This is a genomic window from Pseudoalteromonas phenolica (assembly GCF_044788725.1).
Taxonomy (GTDB): domain Bacteria; phylum Pseudomonadota; class Gammaproteobacteria; order Enterobacterales; family Alteromonadaceae; genus Pseudoalteromonas; species Pseudoalteromonas phenolica_C.
Genome location: NZ_CP173161.1, coordinates 442,802 through 464,164, shown reverse-complemented (window position 1 = coordinate 464,164; position 21,363 = coordinate 442,802). Strand labels below are relative to the sequence as shown.

Here is a 21,363-nt window from a genome sequence, read left to right as displayed (position 1 = left end):
AGCACGATGCAGTACACACATATTTTATTTGATGCAGACGAAACCCTATTTAGCTTTAACGCCTATCTAGGTTTGAAAACCATGTTATTAAACTATGGTGTTGAATTCAGTGAGCAAGATTATCAAGGATATAAAGACGATAACGCAGCGCTTTGGGTGCAATATCAAAATGGTGAAATTAATGCAGAAACGCTGCAAGTCACTCGCTTCACAAAACTAGCGGCAGAGCTCAACGTTAGCCCTCAAGAATTAAACGACGCATTTTTAGATGCTATGGCGGAGATATGTCAGCCATTGTTAGGCGCTAAAGCCCTGCTTGAGTCGTTACATGGCAAAGTAAAACTTGGGATCATCACCAATGGTTTTACCAAATTGCAGCAAAAGCGTTTGGCCCATACCGGCTTTGCAGATTACTTTGAAGCTCTGATCATTTCCGAGCAAATAGGCAAGGCAAAGCCTGCATCCGAACCTTTCGAAGCAGCATTAGCAAAACTGGGTAATCCAGATAAAAGTAAAGTACTGATGGTGGGTGATACCTTAGAAAGCGATGTGCTAGGTGCGAATCGTTTTGGCATAGATAGCTGTTGGTTACAACACGCGGGTGTTGAAGGCAAAAAAGGTATTGAGCCAACCTATACGGTTAGTTCCTTGTATGAATTGGCAGATTTATTGGCTGATAAAATTGCTGCGTAGATTAATATTTGCCATTGTCGCCATAAATGACGACCTACATGAAAAGACCGATGTAAAATCTCGCCTACTATGAAAAGTTTGTTTTAAATGTAGGTCGCGGCTTTAGCCCGACAAATTATATCAAGATAACTCAAATATTAACGCTGCCAATGAGACAAAAAAGCACGATACCAATCGTGCTTTTTTGTGTGGTTATCTGATTTATTAAAGACTACGTTGACGTAGCACTTCAAATAAACAAATTCCCGTTGCTACTGATACGTTCAAACTTGATACCGTACCAACCATTGGAATTTTAACTAACACGTCGCAATGCTCACGCGTTAAACGGCGCATACCGTCACCTTCAGCTCCCATAACAATCGCCATAGGGCCTGTTAGATTCGCATCGAACACATGCGTATCCGTTTCACCTGCAGTACCAACGACCCACACACCGGCTTCTTTAATGTCACGTAATGTACGTGCTAGGTTAGTTACTTGAATAAGTGGAACGGTTTCCGCTGCACCACAAGCAACTTTACGGGCTGTACCGTTAAGCTTTGCAGACTTATCTTTTGGCACAATCACGCCGTGTACTCCAGCCGCATCTGCACTACGCAAACATGCACCTAGATTATGTGGATCAGTAACACCATCTAATACTAAAAAGAAAGGTGTTGCTTCACGGGCAATGATCTCATCAAGATCTTTTTCGCTGTACTGACGCGCAGGTTTTACACGTGCCATGATGCCTTGGTGCTGCTCACCATTGGCTTTGTTATCTAACGCTTTACGCTGCATAAATTGCACTGAAATGCCAAATTTACGCGCTTCATTAATTACAGGATTCAAACGCTTATCTTCACGACCTTTTAATGCAAAGATCTCTAAAAAGCGCTCAGGTTCATTCGCTAAAATTGCTTCGATAGAATGAAAACCAAAAATTAATTCACTGCTCACTGTCTTTATTCTCCTGCGCTCGGTTTATTACGCTTTCGGGCATTTTTACCTGGGCGCGTTTTCTTTGCTTTGGTCTTTTTAGACTTTTTAGCACCCGTTGGGTTATCGAGTGCTGCCTTCTTGGCTTTTTTTAGTTTGCCTTTAGGCGTCGTCTTTTTGCCTTTTTTAGGCTTTTTACCTTGTTCGGTACGTTTTGAGCTGCGCTTGCCATTATGGCTCTCGCCTCGAGTTTCACTCGCTTGCTCATCCGACTTAGTCGATTTACCCGGGATTTTACCTGCTTTAAGCTGCTCTCGCACGCTTGGTTTACGACTCGGTTTATCTGCCGAGCGGCTTGTTGAAGGCTTAGCTCTTCGGCGCGCATAACGGTCTTGCACTAACTCACCCGCAAGCACCAGATTGATACGGCGTTCGTCTAAACTGACTGACGACACTTGCACTTGTAACTTGTCGCCTAAACGATAAACCTGATGACTGTGCTCACCCACAAGGCAATGTTTCGCGCCATCAAAATGGAAGAACTCATTACCCAGTGTCGACACATGGATCATGCCATCGATTTGTAACTCATCTAGGCGAACAAATAAGCCAAAATTAGTGACTGATGAAACCACACCGCTAAACTCACTGCCAACATGATCTTGCATAAACTCACATTTCAGCCAGTCGGCTACTTCGCGAGTCGCATCGTCTGCACGGCGCTCGGTCATTGAACACTGTTCACCCAACTGATCGGCTTCATCATTTTCATAAGCATATTCGCCAGATGTTTGCTGACCTTGAGATGCTAAAATAGCTTTGATCGCGCGGTGCACAACCAGGTCAGGATAGCGACGGATTGGCGAAGTAAAATGCGCATAAGCCTTTAACGCCAAACCATAGTGACCGATGTTATCAGGCTGATAAACCGCTTGTTTCATTGAGCGGAGCAACATGGTTTGGATCAGCTCTTGCTCTGGACGCTCACCCAATTGTGCGAGTGCTTCGGTCAACTCTAACGGAGATGGGTCATTAGCAAGGTTACTTTCAATACCCAAGTCATTTAAAAACTGTCTAAAGTGGCTCAGCTTTTCTTGATCAGGCTCGTCATGCACACGATACAGCGCTGGCGCTTCGTGCTTTTCAAGCAATTTAGCTGCAGCGACGTTTGCTAAGATCATACACTCTTCAATGAGTTTGTGCGCATCATTACGGACGACAGGTACGATTGATTCAATCTTACGATGTGCATTAAACACAAAACGCGTTTCAACCGTTTCAAACTCAATCGCCCCGCGCTGCTGGCGAGAAGACTTAAGGGCCATATACATTTGGTGCAAATCAGTGAGATGTGGCACTTCCTCTGCATATTGCTCACGCAGCGCTTCATCGCCTTGCAAAATACTGTGTACTTTGGTGTAAGTTAGTCGTGCATGTGAATTCATCACCGCTTCGTAAAAACGATAACCAGATAAATTACCGGCTTCTGACACAGTTATTTCTGCCACCATACATAGGCGGTCTACTTTCGGATTCAGTGAACACAGGCCATTTGATAACACTTTTGGCAGCATAGGGATCACTTGCTCAGGGAAATAGACTGAGTTACCGCGCTCTATCGCTTCTTTATCAAGCGGGCTGCCTTTTGGTACATAGTGCGAGACATCAGCAATTGCGACCCATAAACGCCAGCCACCTGACTTTTTGCGTTCACAGTAAACTGCATCATCAAAATCTCGGGCATCTTCACCGTCTATGGTCACTAGCGGTAAGTGACGTAAATCGACACGCCCTTTTTTATCTGCTTCTTCTACAAATTCGCCGTGCTTTGAAACTTGATCAACGACTTTGTCAGGCCATTCATGGGGAATATCATGATTACGAAGTGCCACTTCGATTTCCATGCCCGGTGCCATATGGTCACCCAGTACATCAGTCACACGACCTACTGCATTCATTTGACGACTTGGACGCTGCGTGATCTCCACTTGCACCATTTGGTTGTGACGCGCACCACCTTCGGAGCCTGGCAGAATAATAATATCTTGCGTGATCCTTGGATCTTCTGGCACCACCACCGCAGAGCCATATTCCACGAAATAACGGCCAATAATCGGCGCGCGCTCACTCTCTAGCACACGAACAATACGCGCTTCGACTTTACCGCCGCTGCCGCGACTGGCCGCTTTTGCAAGTACGATATCACCGTGTAATACCGAATTCATCTGGTGTTTAGCAATAAACCAATCTTTTGGCTCACCTTCAACGACTAAAAAGCCAAAGCCATCACGATGCCCAATCACACGACCTTTCACTAACCCATCGTCAGTTGGGATCACGTAGCGCTTAAATTTATTAAAATGCAGCTGACCGTCACGCTCCATTGCACGCAAGCGACGCTTAAATGCAATTTGTCGGTCTTCTTCAAATACATTAAGACTGCTACAAAGATGGCTAAACGTCGTGGCTTTCGCTGGGGCTTTTTTGATGTGCTCTAAAATAAACTCGCGGCTTGGTACCGGGTTATCGTATTTTTCTTGCTCTCGTTGGAGATGGGGATCCTGTTTTGTCATTCACTGCTATTTTCGAATAAAGTTACCTCTATTCTAACGCACTTCTGAATAATGACCTAACTATCAAGATGAAGCTTTTATAAACAATTTAGTTTTTCGAGTAATATTTCGATTATGCTGTAAATTGTTTTTGAAAATTCTGCAAAGCCAGTGCATTTTGTTTTGCGTAATGATGCAGTGCTCGCCAATCAATTACCTGCTTAGCTTTTACGGCTTCACTAGTTTCTTTTAAGGCTGTTGCAAGTGCTTTTAGACCAAGCTCTGAGCTCTCTTTAATTAAAGCCTGTAATTTTACTTCAAGCTGATCTAAGGCTTGAATATCAGCTAAACCTTGTAACTGAGCAAACTCGTAATCAAAGGTATCTGCTAAATACATCAATTTCGTATTTAAGAAGTGACTATCATACTGTTGGTTTAATTGAACAATTACTTGCTCGTCTAATAACTGCAAAGGGTTAATTTGGGTTTTATGCGCAGTACCAATGTGCTCTAAAACAGACAATAATGTGGCGCCTGAAATAGGTTTTTCTAAACAATAAGTAATACCATGTTGCAGGTATGTTTGCTGTGCCTGCTCATCAGCGTCTCCGGTCAAGGCTATCACAGTCGGAGTTTGAGCCGGTTTTAGCTGTGTTTGAAGGCTTTGCCACCACGCAAGACCGTGGCCGTCCGGTAAATGCATATCGAGTAAAATCACATTAAACGATTGCTTATCTATGGCAGCGCTGGCTTCGGTGAGTGTTTGCACATATTCACAAGTCATTTTTGAGTCTTGTAAATAATGCTTTAGCACTTCTTGATTAAGTAAGTTGTCTTCGACTATAAGAATTCGATTAGACTCAAGCGTACCACTGTGTTCACTTAATTGGGCTTTTTGTTTGACCTGAACAGGTGCATCACACACTGGTAAATTAAGCATAAAGGTAAATGTTGTGCCTTTGTTTACTGTGCTTTTAACCATGAGCTCTCCGCCTAGGTTATCTACTAGTTGTTTGCTTAAACTCAGACCAAAGCCTGCGCTATTACTGATATTGTGTTCAAGATGCGAGCTTGCAAAAGGCTCGAAAATATAATCCAACGCACTTTGACTCAGGCCTACACCGGTATCTTCAACTGAGAATTTAATTAACTGACTTGCTTGTTCAACTTGCTCATTTTGTTCCTGCACACTCACAGATAAAAGCACTTCTCCTTGTTCTGTATATTTAATCGCATTTGAAACAAGATTTTTTAAAACAACAGGAAGGGACTCTTTATCGGTCAAGAAATATAGCGCATTTAAACGTTCATCAATGCGTATTTTAAACGAAAGCCCTTTATTTTTAGCGAGTGGTAAAAGCAGCTCATGCACCGAGTGCACTTGCTCTGCAAGATTAGTAGGCTTTAATTGAGCACCAACTTGCTCGCCCTTCGCTTGCAGCAGAACTTGATTAGCGAGGTCTGATAAAGACAATGCCGCTTCACTGATCACATCACATAATTGCGCATGTTTTTGAGGCTCGCGAGGTATACGCTTCAACATATCAGCATGGCCAACAATTGCGTTCAACGGCGTTCTTAGCTCATGACTTAACATCGTTAAAAACCGCCCTTTTAACAAACTCGCCTGCTGATTTTTCTGTGCTAAGACGGCCATTTTTTCCAATTGTTGCGCACCACACAAAAGGTTAAATGCCACACATAAAATAATAGGCAAACACACAGTCGCAGCGATCACTAGGACCTGCATGGTATTTAAACTGCTCAAGATAACCGTGTTTGGTTTCGCATCAAGAGAAACTAAATGAATTGATAAAACGGCAAAAACACTTAAACATGCAATCAAAAAGCCCCATCGAGATAAATTAGTTCGTTGGTGCTGGCTCGAAACACAAAGCATTAGCGCTCGAATAGACAAGCCCATAGCCATAGAGACTAATGAGTAAGCTGCGATGTAGCGCATAGCTCGATTTGAATCAATGAAGCTATACCAGGCAGAGAGGCCAATATAAATACAACCCATAACCACCCAGAGCTTTGCTGAATGTGAGACTTTAAAGAATTTTTCGGTGCCATTTACAAAGAAATAAAATGACGCAAATAAGCAGATTAAAGCGGTGAAAGTTATAACTTCTGGTTGATAGCTAATGCCAATTAATAGCAAACAGGTCAGTGCCATTAGCTGCATAGAATACATCCATTGCTTTACGCCTTCCGCAGTTTGATACATGAACCAGTTAAGTGTCATGACACAGGCAGAAATAATCGCTGTTAACGACATGATTGGCATCGCGAAATGTAGTTCTTGCATAATCCACTTATTTTGAACTAGGAAATTAGGATGAGTTTAATACTTAAAAATCTGATTTTGAAGTTATTTAATAGAGTAAAAACCTTACTCTATTAAATAAGCGTTTCACTTTTTGCAATACAGTATACTTAGAAAAGCTTTATAACCAACCTTTTTGTTTCGCAATTCGGGCCGCATCTACTCGGTTTGTTGCATTTAATTTGGCAATCGCCTCTGACAAATAATTGCGGATGGTCCCTTCACTGAGAAAAAGTTTATCGGCTATTTCAGAGGTTTTTAACCCTTCACTAGCAAAGCGAAGTGCTTTACGTTCTTTTTCTGTCAGTGGATCACTGTCTTCTAAAGCACTCATTGCTAATTCGGGATCAATGACTTTTTGTCCTAGCATGACTTTTTTGAGCGTATTAACTAAATACTCACTGGGCGCTTCTTTTAATACAAAACCCTTTACTCCCATTGCCATGGCACGACGAATATAACCGGCTCTTGAAAAGGTCGTCATGATCACCACTTTGCTATGCGGGTACTTTTCAATGACTTGCTCTGCAAGCTCAAGCCCTGTCATATTTGGCATTTCAATGTCAGATAGTACGACGTCTACATCCTGCTCTGCTAACACCTTTAGTCCTTCAAGGCCATCTTGCGCTTGCGCTACGACTTCAATTTGCAGATCTAATCCCAACAGTGCGCTGATAGCCCCTCGGACTAAACCTTGATCTTCTACCACCAGCACTTTAATCATGCTGTCATCTCCTTAAAATGAATGTGCAACGCCATACCAGAATTGATACAAATATCACACTGGCCACCTAAAGCATTAACTCTCTCTTTTATACCGTCAACACCATTACCAACCTGGTATTTCTTAACTTTACCATCGTCTTGAATGCTCATCGCGACCACCCCATTGTCGGCAGTGAGAGTTAATTTCACATGCTTTCCTTTACTATGGCGAATAATATTGGTCACGGCCTCTTTGAAAATAAAACAAAGGCTAGATTCCTGCTCGGCACTCAACGGAACCTTCTCGATTTGTTTTTCTACGATAAACCCAGCATCTTGCAGACGCTTTATAAGTACATCAATTTGTGCGTACAAGCCAACTTGTTTTAACCCAGAAACAGCCTGCCGCACTTCACTGAGTAATGTTCTTGCAAGCTCTGCGACTTGCTCTGATTCTTGTGCTGCCTGCTCGCTTGCTCCGGCCGATGATAGCTTGCTAGCAAGCTCAGCTTTAAGTGCTATCGACGATAACGAGTGACCTAGCAAATCATGTAAGTCTCGAGCAATACGCTCTCGCTCAGCTATCGCCCCGAGTTGTTCTATTTTTTGTTCACTCTGCACTTGCTGTATTCGATAGAATCGCTCTCTTTGCTCCATCATGCCAAAAATAAACAAGCCAATACTGACGATTGCCGCAGGCGCGACAAAGTACATCGACTTTACAGGAACAAAGAGCAACGCACTGATTAAAATCACGACCAGTAAAGCCGCCATCATCGCAAAGCAGTACTTTCTGCGATAATTAAAGCCACAAAAGAAACCAATAAAACCAAATAGAGAGTGGGTACCATAAGTAATATATGTGCCTAAACAACAGAGTAATGCCATCGCTGCCAGCACTGGAGTGACCGTTTCTCCTTTCTTATAAAGTGCAATGCCATACAGAGTAACAAAGGCTGCGTAAATCACGATTTGCGCAGCTATATTGCTTACAGCTAAGGTATGCCAATTAGTCAAAAGTGGAAAAAAGAAAAAACTCGAAAAGAATAAAGGTCCCCAGTTCCAAAACTTTTTATTTGGGTGCGCAAGCGCCATGTTGTGTGGCTTATTTAACTGATCCATCTCGATTCCAAAAAAGCACTAATAGGTACATATACTTACATAGACTAACTGCTATTCATAATTTGTTTAGTGACAAGTGTCATCAATGATAGACTCAAAAAAAAGACAACTCGACACACTCATGCGCTCAGAACAATCTGCACTTATTCAGCTCCATACTGCTGTATTACTATTCGGTGGTACTGCGCTATTTTCTAAACTCATCGCCTTATCAGCGCTTGATATTACGGTGTACCGTACAGCCATCGCCTTTATTGCCCTTGTTTGCTTACTCAAGTTTCAAGGTAAAGCCATCGCTCTTAATCACAAAAAAGATTACGGCATCGCTATAATCTTAGGCATTGTCGTTGGTTTACATTGGGTGACTTACTTTGAAGGTATGCAGTTGGCTGGCATTGCGACTGGCATTATTGCTTTCTTTACTTACCCGGTGATCACTGTGTTTCTAGAACCTTTCTTCAGTAAACAAAAACTTAAAAGCAAAGACATCATCAGTGCAGTAACGGTTTTATTCGGAATTTACTTACTCGTACCAGAGGCAAACTTAGGTAATGACGTCACATTAGGCATAGTCACTGGGATTTTCTCAGGGTTGTTATTTGCATTAAGAAATCTACTGCAAAAGCAGTATTTCTCATCTTATGGCGGTCCACAAACGATGCTTTATCAAACCATTGTGGCTAGTTTAATGCTGTGTGCTTTCGTTGATGTTGGGCCAGCTGACTTACCAGAACAAGATATTTGGTTGCTACTATTGGCAGGTATTATTTTTACCGCGGCGCCACATGCGCTCTTTGCCAGCAGTTTAAGATTTCTGTCAGCCACAACCGCCGGATTAATTTCTTGTTTACAACCCTTGTACGGGACCGTATTGGCTTTTATGCTATTGTCAGAACAGCCAAATATGATGACTTTAATAGGTGGTTTGCTGGTCGTCAGTGCAGCCTGTTTTGAAACTTGGTCAATCACAAGGAAAAAAGCCTAATGCAGATCTTTGCGCACCGAGGTGCCAGTGGTAACTATCCTGAAAATACAGCTTCTGCCATTACAGCGGCTTTGCAAGCGCAAGTTGATGGCATAGAACTCGACGTACAAAGTTGCGCCGATGACTTTGTGATCATTCATGATTCTTGGTTAGACCGTACCACAAATGGTACTGGCCGAGTGGTTGATACACCATTTTCAGAAATAGCCAAACTCGATGCAGGAAACGGTCAAAAAATACTTAACCTGCAGCAAGTGCTCGAGTTAATTGGCACGCAAACTCAAATTAACCTTGAGCTCAAACATACCTTTGGCCTTGATAAATTAGTCAGTACACTCGAACAAAATGTAGCTGATGGCATTATTGAACGTGAGCAGTTGTTAATTTCTTCGTTTGATCACCACCAACTTAAATGGCTTAAGCAAAATCTACCTTGGGTTAAAATAGGCGCTTTAACCGCCTCTATCCCGCTTAACTATGCCAACTTCGCAGAAAACCTGCATGCTTACAGTGTCCATTTAGACAAGAATTTTATTAACCATGAGTTTGTTGCTGATGCCAAGCAAAGAGGCCTAAAGGTGATGACCTATACGGTCGATAAACAACAAGAAATTGAAGAAATGCAGAACCTAGGCGTTGATGGTATTTTTAGTAATTACCCATGCTTCGCTAAAATGATTTTGTCGCGATAATGCAAGAAATCCCTAGTATGTTCTAAGATTAAAAGAAAATGGCGACAATAAGAGCCAAAATATGAGTCTATACATGAGTTTATATAATCAAATTGAACAGAGTTTCTTTTTTACTCTCTCTAGAAAGATATTCGGTAACCTGAGCTTTTTGTTTGCTTTTCAGCTCATCACTTTATTTTGGCTGTATGCCGAGTTAACAGAAGACAATCAAGGTACAGGGTTATTTTGGTTGATGGCACTTGGCGCTGTCGGCGGTTTTATTTTCACGTTGTTTTACATGCGATTTCTTATAGTGCGCCCAATTAAAGCCATGCGTGATACGCTTGAAAAAATTAACCGCGATGACGGTAATTTAGAAGCTAAGCTACCTCAATTTACTTACGATGAATTTAGAGAAGTAAGCGAGCAATATAACCACTTTACCAGCCGCTTAAGTGAACTACTCAACACCACTTATCACAGCGCTGAAGTCGCAGCCCACTCTAATCAAGAAGTCACTCGCTCCATGCAGCAAACCTCTGAATTAGGTGCGCAACAGATTTCGAGTAGTGACTCTATTATTGCAGCTAGTGACCAAGTTACCCATAGCCTACAAAGTATTGTGGGCAACACTGATCAGGTTTATCAGGCCAATACCGAAAGCCTGCACTTTGTGCGCGGTTCATCGCAGTCTTTGTCTACTTTAGTTGGCGAAATTCAGCACATTACACAGTTGCTTGGCAATTTTGCTAATACTGTCGCAGGACTAAAAGAGAACAGTGACAATATACGTAGCATCCTCAAAATGGTTGAAGAGTTTTCAGATCAAACTAACTTATTGGCATTGAATGCGGCAATTGAAGCGGCACGAGCTGGTGAAGCAGGTAGAGGTTTTGCGGTGGTGGCAGATGAGGTTAGAAACCTATCAGTGAAAGTAAACGATGCGACACGTCAGATAAGCGACTTCATCAACCAAATGGATGTGTTAGTCGGTGAGACACATCAAGAGTCACAACAGTTGATCAGTCATTCAAGCTCGGCTGAAAAAGCCATCAGCGAAACGTCTGGCGGCTTTACCAACATGTGCAGTGACTTTGAGCATAACCAAACTCAACTCGAAGAAATAGTGAGTGCCGTACATCAACTTGAAACAACACAAAACCACACCCACCAAACGGTACTTAATATTGTTGAACTTGCGCAACAGGCAAAACAGCAAATTGATGCCGCTTCAGAGCAGTGCCAACAAGCTCAAAAACTCACACAAACGACGCAAAACGAATTACGCCGCTTTGTGAGGTAATTAAAGTCAGATGTCACATGTGTTAGGCACGTGTGACATCAAAGGCAATCACCTCTTTAATCGAATCCTTACCCGTCGCTAGCATCACGAGCCTGTCAATGCCTAGCGCAACACCCGAACATTGCGGCAAACCATGTGCGAGCGCCGCTAAAAAGCGCTCATCTACTGCCACTTCTGACAAGCCCATTTGCACTCTGAACTGATTATCTTCCGCAAAACGCGCTGCTTGCTCTTTGCTATCGGTGAGTTCATTAAAACCATTGGCCAATTCCATGCCTTTAAAATACAACTCAAAGCGCCCTGCTACGCGAGTGTCATCTGGATTTAATTGCGCCAATGCTGCTTGTGAGGCTGGAAAGTGATATACAAAACAAGGCGCTTCAATGCCAATTTTAGGCTCGACTTCCATGCAGAATAGTAATTGTAACAGCGTTTCTTTATGTGTTTCGTTTGCAGCAATATCGCCATAGCCTTTTTCGATAGCGACTTGCTTTAGCTCCCTCAGCGTTGCTTCAAGGGGGTCTAGACCTAATACATCTATAAAGACTTGTTGATAACTCACAGAAGTGGCTTTTTTGCAATTCAATATAAGCTGCATCAGCTCATCAATCTCGTTCATTAAATCAAATTCATCAAATCCCGGACGATACCACTCCAACATAGTAAATTCAGGGTTGTGATGACGACCCGATTCTTCATTACGAAATGCTTTGGCTAATTGATAAATGGCGCCACTGCCTGCGGCAAGTAAGCGCTTCATGGCAAACTCAGGAGAGGTTTGCATGTATAAAGGCAAACCTTCGGCATTGCCTGGGCCCACAAACTCAGTCGCAAAAGTCGCTAAATGAACATCTGTCACACTGGCAGCTGATAAGCTTGGCGTTTCTACTTCCATCACATCACGCTCGGCAAAAAACTGACGGATCTTCGCAATAATTACCGCACGCTGTTTGAGTGTTTGAATATCCGCACTCGGTGCCCAGTTAATTTCTGACATACTATCTAACTCTTTTATAAATTTTCACCATAAAAAATCCCAGCCGAAGCTGGGATTTTTTGGTCTCATAAATAACTAAAAGTTACTTCACTCGACCTACATATTCACCGCTACGCGTATCTACTTTCACTACTTCGCCAATTTGAACGAATAGTGGCACACGTACTACTGCACCTGTAGTGAGTGTTGCAGGCTTACCACCAGTACCAGCAGTGTCACCTTTAAGGCCTGGATCAGTATCAGTGATCTCTAGCTCTACGAAGTTTGGTGGAGTTACCGCGATTGGGTTACCGTTCCAAAGTGTAATTGTACATACGTCGTTTTCAACTAACCATTTTACGTTGTCGCCCATTGCTTTTTCATCAGCAGCGATCTGCTCAAATGTGTCGTTGTTCATGAAATGCCAGAACTCACCGTCTGTGTATAGGTAAGCTAGCTCAGTTTCCATTACGTCAGCACCTTCTACTGAATCACCAGACTTGAAAGTCTTCTCAAGTACTTTACCTGAGATCAATTTACGGATCTTAACGCGGTTGAACGCTTGGCCTTTACCCGGCTTAACCATTTCATTTTCTAAGATGGTGCACGGCTCGCCATCGATCATAATTTTTAGGCCGCCCTTGAACTCGTTGGTGCTATAATTCGCCATCGGTATCCTCTAATCTTCTTTTATCGAGTAATAAACCTGCTAATGATACAAACAAATGAAGTAAATTTGCATAGTAACTGGCAAAAAGAATTGGCAAATGTGGTCACTTGCCCCAAAAAACTAGTAGAAATACTTGGTTTGGAGGCTCACTTCACTGAAAAAGACCTTGAAGCACGTCGTTTATTCCCGATGCGTGTACCACTGCCATTTATAAAGAAGATGCGTTTTGGCGATCCGAATGACCCCCTATTACTGCAAGTGCTACCTCAGCACCAAGAATTTATTACTCAAATAGGCTACAACAAAGATCCTTTAGAAGAACAACAAAGTGCCATACCGGGTTTATTGCATAAATATCGCTCTCGTGTGTTAGTGATGTTTAAAACCGGCTGCGCGGTGAACTGTCGATACTGCTTTAGGCGCCACTTCCCGTATCAAGATAACCAGGTAAATAAACAAGCTTTGCTCGAAGTGGTTGAGTACTTAAAAAATCACACGCATGTGAATGAAGTTATTTTAAGTGGCGGCGATCCTTTAATGGCCAAAGACAATGCCATTAGTTGGTTTTTAGAACAATTAGAACAACTACCACAAATTAAACGACTGCGTATTCACAGCCGTTTACCTGTGGTGATCCCTGCCCGTATTACCCCTGAGTTATGCGAACGATTTAAAGCAAGCCCACTAAAAATCATCTTTGTGAATCATATTAATCACAGCAACGAAATTGACGATGACTTTGAACGCGCTATGCAAATGCTTAAACAAGCGAATGTGACGCTACTTAATCAAGCGGTTTTGTTAAAAGGGATAAATGACACTGTAGAAGCGCAAGTCGCACTGAGCGAACGACTATTTGAGGCGGATATTCTGCCTTATTACCTACACTTACTAGACAAAGTAGAAGGTGCCAGTCATTTTGATATGTCTGAAGAAGCTGCACTTACTTTGATGGCGGGTATGCTAGCTGAACTACCTGGCTTTTTGGTACCCAAGTTAGTAAGAGAAATCGGCGGCAAAACAAGTAAGACGCCGATTGATTTACAGCTGCGCTAATATCAAAAAGTACGATTAAACGTACACGTTAATATTATTGCCTAAAGTTGCTGTGGTTGATTTTGCAGGACTTTGCGCAGCAGCGCTCGACCCTGCGGCTTCAATCAAAGCAAGTGCAGCTTTACCATCTGCTTGTTGCTGCGACTTGGCAAGTTTAGCGCTGTATACTTCGCCACTCTCGCCCGCACCAGACATAGCAGGTAGGTTACTTCCGGAAATATTCATAAGCATGTACCTGACTTTTTAGTTGAATCCTCGTAAACTATCGGCCGATTTACCGACAACTTTAGGAAAAACATGCAAGCTGTTATTGAAAAACTCAATGAAAATCTAAAAGTCGTTTACCGTCAAGCACTTGATGCTGATAAAAAATTAGATGAATTACAGCAACAAGGGCATGGAAAGTTCACTGCATTATTCGATAAAAATGCGGGCTTTGATTTTGAAGCAAAACGCTTCAAGCCTTATGTGTTAGATACAGCCGCTGACGTTGAAGCACTCAGCAAAATGGAAAATTTAGACGAAGAGAAACTAAAAGCAGTGGTGTTTAAAATTCAAAACTTACTGCAATTGCTAGCGACTTTCAAATAAGCCGCGTGACTTTCCTTCTTATAGTTACAAAAAAGCTGTCTTGCGACAGCTTTTTTAGTTTTTTTATACCTATTATTTAGGCTTGTTGGCCCTTTGCTTATTCGCACCAACTCTCGGCTTGGTATTGGCCTTTTTAAACTGACTAAACCCGGTATGACGCGTCAGTGCTGGTTTGCCGCCTTTACGAGCTTGTTGACCATGACCAGTACCTTTTTTGCCGCGCTGCGCTTTTTCTTGTCTGGTTTCGTCTGGCACCAAACAATTTGGCCCACCACCGATTAAATTCGCTTTACCCATGTTTCGAAGCGCTTCACGGATCATCGGCCAACCTGCAGGATCATGGTAACGTAAAATGGCTTTGTGTAAGCGGCGCTGTCTAGCCCCTTTCGGCACACTCACGACTTCTTTGTTGTTCTTTATATTGCGCAGTGAATTCATCTCTGTATGGTAAATCGTCGTCGCATTTGCCATTGGTGACGGGTAAAAGTTTTGCACTTGGTCGAGCTTAAAGTCATGGGCTTTCAGCCACAGCGCCATGTTCACCATATCTTCGTCGGTCGTGCCCGGGTGAGCAGAAATAAAGTACGGGATCAAATACTGCTTTTTACCCGCTTCTTTAGAGTACTTATCAAAAAGCTCTTTAAACTTGTCATAAGTGCCCATGCCCGGCTTCATCATTTTCGACAGCGGACCCGACTCAGTATGCTCTGGGGCAATTTTTAAATACCCGCCTACGTGGTGTGATACTAACTCTTTCACATAACGCGGATCTTCAATGGCTAGGTCATAACGTACACCTGACGCAATCAGGATCTTTTTGATGCCTTTTACATTACGTGCTTTTCGATACAGGTTAATCGTTGGTGTGTGATCAGTATCCATGTGCTTACAAATATCAGGAAATACGCACGATAAACGACGACAGGTACTCTCAGCCTTTTTGCTCTTACAGCGCAGCTTGTACATGTTAGCTGTTGGACCACCAAGGTCCGAGATAACGCCGGTAAAACCCGGCACTTTGTCACGAATTTGTTCGATTTCATCTAAAATCGACTCTTCTGAACGACTTTGAATAATGCGTCCTTCATGCTCTGTAATAGAGCAGAAACTACAACCACCAAAACACCCACGCATGATGTTTACCGAAGTTTTGATCATATCGTAGGCAGGGATCTTTTCATTGCCATATTTAGGATGAGGCACTCGCTGATATGGCAAACCAAACACCATATCCATTTCTTCGGTTTCTAGTGGAAACGCTGGCGGGTTCACCCACACATAACGGTCACCATGGCGCTGATATAACGCACGAGCACACCCTGGGTTGGTTTCTTGGTGTAAAATACGTGAAGCGTGGGCATAAAGCGGCTTATTCACACTTACTTGCTCAAAAGCAGGCAGCTTTACATACGCTTTTTCCCATGGTTTTAATTTTGGCGGTTGAACAACGATAGGTTTGGCTTCTTCTGCTTTTAAGTCTATGCCTGCTTTGGCAAACTCTGACTTGCTACAGCCCACATCATCGGCACCGTATGGGTTTGGAATTGGGTCTATCTTGCCTACTTTATCGATGGCTGTTGAATCACTACCACGCCAGCCCTCTAACGGCTCTTTGCGGATAACCGCAGTACCGCGAATATTCTGGATCTGGCTAATGTCATCACCAGCTGCAATACGATGCGCCACTTCAACTAACGGACGCTCAGCATTACCGTAAATGAGTATGTCAGCCTTAGCATCAAAGATGATGCTGCGACGTACTTTTTCTTGCCAATAATCGTAGTGGGCAATACGACGTAAGCTGGCTTCAATACCACCAATTACCAACGGCACATCTTTATAAGCTTCGCGACAGCGTTGGCTATATACCACCACAGCTCTGTCTGGACGTTTACCACCAACATTACCCGGCGTATAGGCATCATCGTGACGCATACGTTTTTCAGCCGTATAACGGTTGATCATCGAGTCCATGTTGCCAGCGGTTACACCAAAGAATAAATTTGGTTTGCCCAGTGACATAAAGGCATCTTTATTTGACCAATCGGGCTGCGCAATGATACCAACTCTAAAACCTTGTGCTTCTAGCACACGACCAATGACAGCCATGCCGAAGCTTGGGTGATCTACATACGCATCACCGGTTACTAACACAATGTCACAGCTATCCCAGCCTAGTTCGTCCATCTCTTGTCGAGTTGTCGGAAGAAAAGGTGCATTGCCATAACATTCCGCCCAATATTTGGGATAGGAAAACAGTGCTCGTTCCGCTTTTAACGCGTTCATGTAAATTGCCCCAATAGAAAAAAGGCGCAGATTATACCGCATATCGAACCATGCTGGAATCTGAAACAGTCGCAGTGAGCTCGTTACGTTTATTAGTAACTGCTAGGGTGTTGAAAGTAGGAAAAATATTGAGAACAAATTTTAGACAAAAAAATGCCACCTTGCGGTGGCATTACACACGGGATTATTTCTACTTTTAGATAGAAATGCTTTACTTCCAACTTCTCATTTTATGACCCTTTAGGGCATAGAAGAGGATAAATAGGTAACATGGTAATAATACCAGGTATGCTGTTTGGCTAGATGCAACGGTTGCTTCAGAACCTTTTGCTAAACCTAGGAAAAGTGGACCAAAAGCACCACCAGCTATACCCATAACTAATAAACCAGAAGCTACACTAGTTAGCTTGCCAAGTCCAGACAAAGCTAGTGGCCAAATTGCCGGCCACATGATCGCGTTTGCTAAACCACATAATGCTAAGAAGAATACCGCAACTGGCATTTCACCAAATGTCGGTACGTTTAGCGTAGCCGCACTATCTACAAATGCAATTCCCAATGTTAGAACTAATCCTAAAACGCCTGAAATTGTTAAAGCTGTTTGTTGAGAAATTACACGTGGGATTAAAATAATACCCAATACGTAACCGGTTACCATAAATGCCATAGTGTAAGAAGTCATTACACTATAGTTAGCAACGCCCAATGAGAGTGCAAATGAACCAACCGTGTCACCTGCAATTACTTCAGCCGCTACGTATAAAAATAATGCAACAACACCTAACGCTAAGTTTGGGTGCGCTAAAGCTTCTTTCACAGTACCAGTAGACTTATCATTGTCATCTTCCTCTTTAATTTCAGGAAGTGGCGCAAATTTAATACCTACAGCAAATAAACCTATGAATACCGCAAGGCCTAGATAAGGCATCACTAAGTTACCAGCCATAGCGTCTTTTTCTACTTGTGTAAGCGGACCCGTTGCAGCGGCTTCATTAAAGCCACCTAACACAAGCGCAGTGAATGCTAGTGGTGCAATAACACCTGCAAACTTGTTAAGAATACCCATGATACTTACACGCGCAGCTGCCGATTCTTCAGGACCTAAACGCACTACGTAAGGGTTAACTGCAGTTTGTAGAATAGTTTGTGCGATACCCATAGTAAACTGTGCCACTAGGAACAATGCAAATACCTGAGTTTTAGCTGCAGGGATATATAACAAAGCTGTTACCATCATCATACCGATACTGATGGCCATGCCGTTTTTATATCCCACTTTTTTAACAAATTTCGCTGATGGGATAGCAGTAAATGTCACTGCAATATAAAAAGAGAATAAGATCAGAGATGCCTGAATAGGGCTCAAATCAAAAAGTTGCTGTAGATACGGCATTAATGAACCATTTAACCAGGTAACAAAACCCAGAATAAAGAACATCGCCGCAACGATAGCCAAAGGAATGGCATTGCTTTTAGTCGTCGTTGAATTTGACACAGTTGCTTCCATAAACTTCTACTCGTTGTGTGATTTTAATTATGTCAGATAGGCACAATGCCATAAAATTTTTCAGCGTTTTGCACTTCAAAAACCAAAAATGACAGCGCTGACATTTAACTTTACGTTAAAATTTGTTCTATTACTAGCCTTACCAGATATTAAAAAAGGGCCTTTCGGCCCTTTGTTTGATGGGTAGACTCTTTACTAAAGTGTTAACTGCGTAACACGGCTAAACTTTTTGCCGTTTAATGTTGTACGTAATTGCACCGTATTTTTACCACTTACAGAAACAGGTGAGGTGTACTCAGACCAAGATTGACCACCATCTGTACTGTATTGAATCACTAAATGTGGGAACGCAGAATTAGCCACTAGCTGACTATTTTCTACTTTTGCGCCTGGTACAGGTAAATTGACATTAATACCATCACGCTCAAGTTTAGCAAGCTCTTTCACACTCAATGCAGCAGCATAAGTGTGCCAGTCTTTAGCAAATGCCTTTGGTTCAATCTTACTGCCTTCCCAGCTTGCTTGATGCCATGCTCGTTCAGCTAAAGCCAACAAACGTGGGAATACCATCGCCAGTACTTGGTCTTCTGTGCGGATAGTTTCACTCCACACTTGGCCTTGAATACCAAGAATATTCTCTGGCTTCTCAAGTTTAGGTAATTCACGACCAACAAGCGCTTCTAGGTTTACAATTGGTTCTCGGGCACGCGTATAGTCTGCGTTAGCATATACATCGTCAGGCATGTAGCTGAATACTTTTTTAGTATCTGCATAACGTGTTGCCCAGTAGTAACCTCGCTCTTCTGGGTGTGCTTCGTATGGGTGATCAAAGTACAAGTGTGTACCATGAGATAAAATTACCTGATAACCGCTGTTAGCAAGACGATGCGCTCTATCTGCCACGCCCCATTCCCAGATGTTATCCCATACGTTCGCTGTAAAGACTTCATTCGGGAATTCATCTCGCTTAAACGGGTTTACTCTGTCATACATCAAACCATCTTCCCACGCACCTGGTGCAATACCACGCTTAGCAAACATAGCTGCAATACGCTGAGTGAAATAAGGTTTTAAATCATTGGTACCCGCTATGCCATTACCCGGTTTATCGAATAAAGCCTGACATGCTGGAGATTTAGCCCATGAACCAACGCCAACTTCATCACCACCAAAGTGTAAATTGGTCAAGCGTGTACCGGCGTCACGATACATATTTTGTAATTCGTAGGTGACTTTTTCCATAAAGGCATAAGATGATTCTAAACACACATTTATCGAGTTATCGGTATAGTTTTGTACCGTAATATATTCAGAAGTATCTTGTGGATCACTCAGCAAATACGCTTTTGCTTGCTCGGGCTTTCCCTCGGCCATTAGGCGCGCATAGCGGGCCTCCATAGCTTTTACAGATGCTCTAGCATGACCAGGGCTTTCTATTTCTGGAATAATGTCGATGTGTCGTGCTTTAGCAAATTTAAGTAACTCTACAAATTCGTCTCGGCTCACATAACCATTGCCTGAACCTGATTTAAATGGACCAGTGCCAAGTTGCGTAAGTAAGCATTTGCGCTCTTCTAGATCGAAACAACGATACGCGCCTATGTCTGTTAATTCAGGTAGACCCGGGATCTCTAAACGCCAGCCTTCATCATCAGAGAAGTGCCAATGGAATTTATTCATTTTATAACGACCCATCTGTTCAACCATTTTGAACAGGGCATCTTTACCATGGAAGTTACGACCATTATCGTAATGCATGCCACGCCATGAGAAGCGTGGTGTATCTTCAATTTCTACATTTGGTACTGATACTAAATTTTGTGCATCAGCAGGGAATAGCGCTAAGAAACTTTGAATGCCGTAAAACACACCCGCGTTGTCGCTACCAGTGATAACTACTTTGTCATCATCAATTTCTAGGTGATAACTTTCGCTCGCCACTTTACCATCTACTTTTAATGCGTCATTCACTTTTAAGAAAATGGTCGGTGTTTTACCTGCGGCAATATGATCGGCTTCAGCATCTAAGTTCAGCCCGTAATCAGCTAGATCTTCTTGAAATACCGCAATTTCTGATTTTAATCGTCCCGCAAAACGAATTTGCCAGTCATTGTTAAGCTGAGCAGTTCCACGGTTGAAGTCTACAGCTAGGGGTTTGGGAATAATGCGCTTTAATGCATCTTCTTTGCTCACTTCAACACGGCTTTGATTGCGCTCAAAACGCAGAGTTGGTGTGGCTAATTTTGTTTGGTCTTTAGGATTGTTATATCGATAAAGCTGGTTATCACGCTCGATAGGCGCCACAAACGCTTTAAGATCTTCAGTATCTGTGTTGCCAAAAATAGCTGGCTTTAAGCCTTTGCTAACAATAAATGCTCTTGGCATAAAATCAGAATATGTAATTGCCCATGCAGCCCATTCAAACTGCATACTTAACGTTTCACCTGCCGCTAAACCCGAAAACTCTGACGATGGAGTCACACGATGTAAGTCACCATTGATGTGCTCAACTTGAATGCCCGGCGTATTCGATTTTAATATGCGTCTAACTGAATGTACGTAAATTTCCCACTCAGCCTGACCTTTTGGCAGTGCTACTGAAGAGTTATTTGTAATTTGAATTGCGCCTAATGACGTCGACGCACCGTTATGAAAGTTATCTTTGATAACAAAAGTCAGCTCAGTGCCTTTTGCAAAACTATCAACTTGTTGTTGATATAAACCAGCCTGAGCAAATAATGGCATCGCCACCATCATACTCGCTAGAGCAAATTTCTTGTTTATCATTTTAGCTCCTGGGTAAACGTAAAGATGTGCCGACTCACTTTAAACTGCAATAAGCATAGGACGACTTGCCTCGAACTGCATGCCACAGCAACCAGTAATGAAACATGTTTGGCTGCACCAAATAAAAATGATTGCTATGCATTCGATTATTGCATCATAGTAAACGCAAAATGACAGCGCTATCAAATATTTTCCATAAAACTGTCATA

The 21,363-nt window shown here is 42.6% G+C and carries 17 protein-coding genes; 6 read left to right on the top strand and 11 right to left on the bottom strand.

The features are described 5' to 3' along the window. Positions 1-6 precede the first annotated feature (6 nt). Positions 7-693, top strand: coding sequence for a pyrimidine 5'-nucleotidase (yjjG, locus tag ACH784_RS02150; protein ID WP_404393144.1), 687 nt, complete (start codon positions 7-9; stop codon positions 691-693). 204 nt (positions 694-897) lie between these two features. Here yjjG and rlmB read toward each other — a convergent pair whose 3' ends face one another. From rlmB to ACH784_RS02125, 5 genes are all read right to left on the bottom strand, one after another. Further along, positions 898-1,635, bottom strand: coding sequence for a 23S rRNA (guanosine(2251)-2'-O)-methyltransferase RlmB (gene rlmB / locus ACH784_RS02145; protein ID WP_058028683.1), 738 nt, complete (start codon positions 1,633-1,635; stop codon positions 898-900). Between the two features lie 5 nt (positions 1,636-1,640). After that, the gene (gene rnr / locus ACH784_RS02140; protein ID WP_404393142.1) at positions 1,641-4,187 is read right to left on the bottom strand and encodes a ribonuclease R; all 2,547 of its coding nucleotides are present in this window, start codon (positions 4,185-4,187) and stop codon (positions 1,641-1,643) included. Positions 4,188-4,299: 112 nt separating this feature from the next. Next, a complete protein-coding gene (locus ACH784_RS02135; protein WP_404393140.1) occupies positions 4,300-6,477 on the bottom strand; it encodes a hybrid sensor histidine kinase/response regulator in 2,178 nt (725 codons plus the stop codon). A 139-nt stretch (positions 6,478-6,616) separates the two neighbouring features. Then, the gene (locus tag ACH784_RS02130; RefSeq protein ID WP_404393138.1) at positions 6,617-7,219 is read right to left on the bottom strand and encodes a DNA-binding response regulator; all 603 of its coding nucleotides are present in this window, start codon (positions 7,217-7,219) and stop codon (positions 6,617-6,619) included. Continuing rightward, complete coding sequence (locus ACH784_RS02125) at positions 7,216-8,322, bottom strand: sensor histidine kinase (protein WP_404393136.1); 1,107 nt, start codon at positions 8,320-8,322, stop codon at positions 7,216-7,218. The genes ACH784_RS02130 and ACH784_RS02125 overlap by 4 nt, the downstream gene beginning before the upstream one ends. Positions 8,323-8,443: 121 nt before the next feature. Between ACH784_RS02125 and ACH784_RS02120 the strand changes: the two genes are divergently transcribed. The 3 genes from ACH784_RS02120 to ACH784_RS02110 all read left to right on the top strand — a co-directional run bounded on the left by ACH784_RS02120 (position 8,444) and on the right by ACH784_RS02110 (position 11,281). Then, entirely contained in the window at positions 8,444-9,307 is an 864-nt protein-coding gene (locus tag ACH784_RS02120) for a DMT family transporter (protein WP_404395161.1), read from the top strand. Next, entirely contained in the window at positions 9,307-9,999 is a 693-nt protein-coding gene (locus ACH784_RS02115) for a glycerophosphodiester phosphodiesterase (protein ID WP_404393134.1), read from the top strand. The genes ACH784_RS02120 and ACH784_RS02115 overlap by 1 nt, the downstream gene beginning before the upstream one ends. 73 nt (positions 10,000-10,072) lie before the next feature. Then, positions 10,073-11,281, top strand: a complete 1,209-nt coding sequence (locus ACH784_RS02110; RefSeq protein WP_404393132.1) for a methyl-accepting chemotaxis protein — start codon at positions 10,073-10,075, stop codon at positions 11,279-11,281. Positions 11,282-11,303: 22 nt separating this feature from the next. Here ACH784_RS02110 and epmA read toward each other — a convergent pair whose 3' ends face one another. Further along, positions 11,304-12,278 carry an elongation factor P--(R)-beta-lysine ligase gene (gene epmA / locus ACH784_RS02105; protein ID WP_404393130.1) on the bottom strand — a complete coding sequence of 325 codons (975 nt, stop codon included), beginning with the start codon at positions 12,276-12,278 and terminating at the stop codon, positions 11,304-11,306. Between the two features lie 82 nt (positions 12,279-12,360). After that, positions 12,361-12,927: an elongation factor P gene (efp, locus tag ACH784_RS02100; protein WP_058028675.1), complete on the bottom strand. Its 567-nt coding sequence runs from the start codon at positions 12,925-12,927 to the stop codon at positions 12,361-12,363. Between the two features lie 42 nt (positions 12,928-12,969). Between efp and epmB the strand changes: the two genes are divergently transcribed. Beyond that, the gene (gene epmB, locus ACH784_RS02095; protein ID WP_404393128.1) at positions 12,970-13,983 is read left to right on the top strand and encodes an EF-P beta-lysylation protein EpmB; all 1,014 of its coding nucleotides are present in this window, start codon (positions 12,970-12,972) and stop codon (positions 13,981-13,983) included. Positions 13,984-13,998: 15 nt separating this feature from the next. Here the strand turns inward: epmB and ACH784_RS02090 are convergent, their stop codons facing one another. After that, positions 13,999-14,208 carry a hypothetical protein gene (locus ACH784_RS02090; protein ID WP_058028673.1) on the bottom strand — a complete coding sequence of 70 codons (210 nt, stop codon included), beginning with the start codon at positions 14,206-14,208 and terminating at the stop codon, positions 13,999-14,001. A 72-nt stretch (positions 14,209-14,280) separates the two neighbouring features. Between ACH784_RS02090 and ACH784_RS02085 the strand changes: the two genes are divergently transcribed. Then, positions 14,281-14,574, top strand: coding sequence for a hypothetical protein (locus ACH784_RS02085; protein ID WP_058028672.1), 294 nt, complete (start codon positions 14,281-14,283; stop codon positions 14,572-14,574). A 72-nt stretch (positions 14,575-14,646) separates the two neighbouring features. Here ACH784_RS02085 and ACH784_RS02080 read toward each other — a convergent pair whose 3' ends face one another. From ACH784_RS02080 to ACH784_RS02070, 3 genes are all read right to left on the bottom strand, one after another. Then, positions 14,647-16,860 (bottom strand): YgiQ family radical SAM protein, encoded by a 2,214-nt coding sequence (locus tag ACH784_RS02080; protein ID WP_404393125.1) that lies wholly within the window; start codon positions 16,858-16,860, stop codon positions 14,647-14,649. Positions 16,861-17,071: 211 nt separating this feature from the next. Continuing rightward, entirely contained in the window at positions 17,072-18,367 is a 1,296-nt protein-coding gene (gene nagP, locus ACH784_RS02075; RefSeq protein ID WP_404393123.1) for an N-acetylglucosamine MFS transporter NagP, read from the bottom strand. A 195-nt stretch (positions 18,368-18,562) separates the two neighbouring features. Then, complete coding sequence (locus ACH784_RS02070; protein WP_404393121.1) at positions 18,563-21,154, bottom strand: family 20 glycosylhydrolase; 2,592 nt, start codon at positions 21,152-21,154, stop codon at positions 18,563-18,565. Positions 21,155-21,363: the final 209 nt, after the last annotated feature.

Coding starts and splice junctions, on each gene's coding strand:
- yjjG (WP_404393144.1), top strand. CDS start 7: ATGCAGTACACACATATTTTATTTGATGCAGACGAAACCCTATTTAGC.
- rnr (WP_404393142.1), bottom strand. CDS start 4,187: ATGACAAAACAGGATCCCCATCTCCAACGAGAGCAAGAAAAATACGAT.
- ACH784_RS02135 (WP_404393140.1), bottom strand. CDS start 6,477: ATGCAAGAACTACATTTCGCGATGCCAATCATGTCGTTAACAGCGATT.
- ACH784_RS02130 (WP_404393138.1), bottom strand. CDS start 7,219: ATGATTAAAGTGCTGGTGGTAGAAGATCAAGGTTTAGTCCGAGGGGCT.
- ACH784_RS02125 (WP_404393136.1), bottom strand. CDS start 8,322: ATGGATCAGTTAAATAAGCCACACAACATGGCGCTTGCGCACCCAAAT.
- ACH784_RS02120 (WP_404395161.1), top strand. CDS start 8,444: ATGCGCTCAGAACAATCTGCACTTATTCAGCTCCATACTGCTGTATTA.
- ACH784_RS02115 (WP_404393134.1), top strand. CDS start 9,307: ATGCAGATCTTTGCGCACCGAGGTGCCAGTGGTAACTATCCTGAAAAT.
- ACH784_RS02110 (WP_404393132.1), top strand. CDS start 10,073: ATGAGTTTATATAATCAAATTGAACAGAGTTTCTTTTTTACTCTCTCT.
- epmA (WP_404393130.1), bottom strand. CDS start 12,278: ATGTCAGAAATTAACTGGGCACCGAGTGCGGATATTCAAACACTCAAA.
- efp (WP_058028675.1), bottom strand. CDS start 12,927: ATGGCGAATTATAGCACCAACGAGTTCAAGGGCGGCCTAAAAATTATG.
- epmB (WP_404393128.1), top strand. CDS start 12,970: ATGATACAAACAAATGAAGTAAATTTGCATAGTAACTGGCAAAAAGAA.
- ACH784_RS02090 (WP_058028673.1), bottom strand. CDS start 14,208: ATGAATATTTCCGGAAGTAACCTACCTGCTATGTCTGGTGCGGGCGAG.
- ACH784_RS02085 (WP_058028672.1), top strand. CDS start 14,281: ATGCAAGCTGTTATTGAAAAACTCAATGAAAATCTAAAAGTCGTTTAC.
- ACH784_RS02080 (WP_404393125.1), bottom strand. CDS start 16,860: ATGAACGCGTTAAAAGCGGAACGAGCACTGTTTTCCTATCCCAAATAT.
- nagP (WP_404393123.1), bottom strand. CDS start 18,367: ATGGAAGCAACTGTGTCAAATTCAACGACGACTAAAAGCAATGCCATT.
- ACH784_RS02070 (WP_404393121.1), bottom strand. CDS start 21,154: ATGATAAACAAGAAATTTGCTCTAGCGAGTATGATGGTGGCGATGCCA.